At 67.2% G+C, this 2,119-nt stretch carries 3 protein-coding genes; 2 read left to right on the top strand and 1 reads right to left on the bottom strand.

Features of this window, described 5'->3' with window-relative positions:
* A partial coding sequence (locus tag LZ199_RS46890; protein ID WP_254000170.1) for a hypothetical protein occupies positions 1–191 on the bottom strand: 191 nt, incomplete at its 3' end.
* On the opposite strand from LZ199_RS46890, the gene tnpC reads away from it, so the two are divergent.
* A complete protein-coding gene (gene tnpC, locus LZ199_RS45840; RefSeq protein WP_323390423.1) occupies positions 151–879 on the top strand; it encodes an IS66 family transposase in 729 nt (242 codons plus the stop codon). The genes LZ199_RS46890 and tnpC overlap by 41 nt on opposite strands.
* Before the next feature lie 219 nt (positions 880–1,098).
* Positions 1,099–1,848, top strand: coding sequence for a helix-turn-helix domain-containing protein (locus LZ199_RS45835; RefSeq protein ID WP_323390422.1), 750 nt, complete (start codon positions 1,099–1,101; stop codon positions 1,846–1,848).
* The last annotated feature ends 271 nt before the right edge of the window (positions 1,849–2,119 follow it).

Here is a 2,119-nt window from a genome sequence, read left to right as displayed (position 1 = left end):
CGAAGGCTCGCAAGCAGGTGAAGTGAGAGAACGTCCCAGCGTCGCTGACGCTCCGACTGCTCGCCATGGCCGGAACGGCTGCTCGGCTTGAGCTGGAATGGGTGCTCACCATCGCCGGAATACGCACCGGGTACCGGCACCCGCTGGTACGTGTGGACGGTGGCCAGTCCCCACGCCGTGTACCACCGCATGTTTCCCAGCCGCTCCGGCGCCACGGCCAAGACGGTGCTGGGGGACTACGAAGGCGTCGTCCTCGTCGACGGCTACGCGGCGTACCAGACAGCCACCAAGTCCGGCGCGGACGGCCCAGCCTCTGCCCAACTGGCCTTCTGCTGGGCCCACGTGCGCCGAAAATTCCTGGAGGCCCAGAAGACGAAGCCCGTCTGCCAAGAGGTGCTTCTCCTCATTGGGGAGTTGTATGCCATTGAGGCCGACTTGCCCTCGCCCCATGCCCTCACGGGAGAGGCGCGCACCGCGGCCCTCGCGCACCGGCTCGCCGTGCGCCAGGAGAAGTCCGCCCCAGTAGTGGCGAGCATCCGTGCGTGGGCCTTGGCGCAGCGCAGTCTGCCGGGCAGCGCCTTCCGCAAGGCGCTGGAGTACATGCACAAACTCTGGCCCGGGCTGACTCTCTTCCTCTCCAACCCCCTGGTGCCCCTGGATAACAACCACGTCGAGCGCCAGATGCGCGACGTCGTCCTCGGCAGGAAGAACCACTACGGCAGCAAGTCCGAGAGAGGCACCCAGGTGGCCGCCCTCTTCTACTCGCTGATTGAGACGGCGAAGTTGCGCGGCGAAGACCCGGGGGACTACCTGCTGCGCGCCGCCCTCGCCGCCATCGACAACCCCAGCACCGTCACGTTGCCGAAGAGCCACGACTGACCGTTGGCCGTCCAGCGCGCGTCGGCATGGTCAGCGCTACCCGCCGGTAGGGGGCACGGCGAGCTCTTACGGAGAAGCTCGAAGACTCGATGTTGACGCAGTCGCCCCGCAATGACCTCGGAGGGAAGTGCGCTGGCGGCGTGAATCGAATAGAGCCACGAAAGAGACCGTGATGCGCGATGTCGACGATGCACCCGCCAAGGCCCCCCCCCGAAGAACATCCCGGGGACGCCCTGCGAGCTGGGCGCACTGCTGAAGGACTGGCGTGCGCTGAGAGGCAAGAGCCAGCTCGGGCTCGCGCTCGACGCCAATGTCTCTCCCCGGCACCTGGCGTTCATCGAGTCAGGCCGGACCGCCCCCAGCCAGGACATGGTCATGCGATTGGCGGGGGCGCTGACGCTGGGCCTGCGCGAGCGCAACGCCTTGCTCGTCGCCGCGGGGTACGCGCCTGTGTTTGGTGAGAGTGATTGGAACAGTGAGGAGCTGAAGGAAATCCGCCAGGCCGCGGCGATAATCCTCAAGGCGCACGAGCCCTACCCCGCTCTCGTACTCGACGCAGCGTCCACGGTGCTCGACGCCAACGCCGGGGCACTCACGATGATGCGACAGGAGCGAGACGCCCTTGGGCGAATCAACCTGATGGACCTGGTCTTTGCTCCGGGCCCCGTCCGCGCGGCGATTGGGAACTGGGACGAGGTGGCCGGCTTCCTGCTCCAGCGACTCCAGGAGAACGCACGGCTGCGTGGTCCTCGCTCCGAGGTCTCACGGGTACTGAAGCGAGTGCTGGAGCTCCCCGGGGCCCGCGCGATTCCTCCTTCACTGCCTGGTCGCGCTGGAGCCGTTCTGATTCCGCTGACTTTCGAGGTCGATGGAGTCACCACCCAGTGGTTCACCACTGTCACGACCTTCGGTGCTCCCCTCCACGCATTGGCCGAGGAAATCACCATCGAGCAGTTCTACCCGCGCTGAGCCCTGGGCGATGCCTTGGCGAAAGGGGAGCTGCGGGTGAGGTGGGGCTGGGAGAGGCGGCGCGGGCGCACCAGCAGCTCGAATCCCGTGCGACGGTGGGCAAGGTGGTGTTGCGGGTGCCCTGAAGGCCCGCGCGGGCCTGGAGCCCCTCACCGCCGAGGCGGGGGGCGCCCTGGCCCGCAAAAGGAAAAGCCCCCGTCGCACGAGGCGACGAGGGCTTCTCTCAAAAAGAATCCGGCAGCGACCTACTCTCCCACGCGGTTTCCCGCGG

Origin of the sequence: Myxococcus qinghaiensis (genome assembly GCF_024198215.1) — a bacterium.
Taxonomy (GTDB): domain Bacteria; phylum Myxococcota; class Myxococcia; order Myxococcales; family Myxococcaceae; genus Myxococcus; species Myxococcus qinghaiensis.
This window is presented reverse-complemented; position numbering and strand designations above follow the sequence as displayed.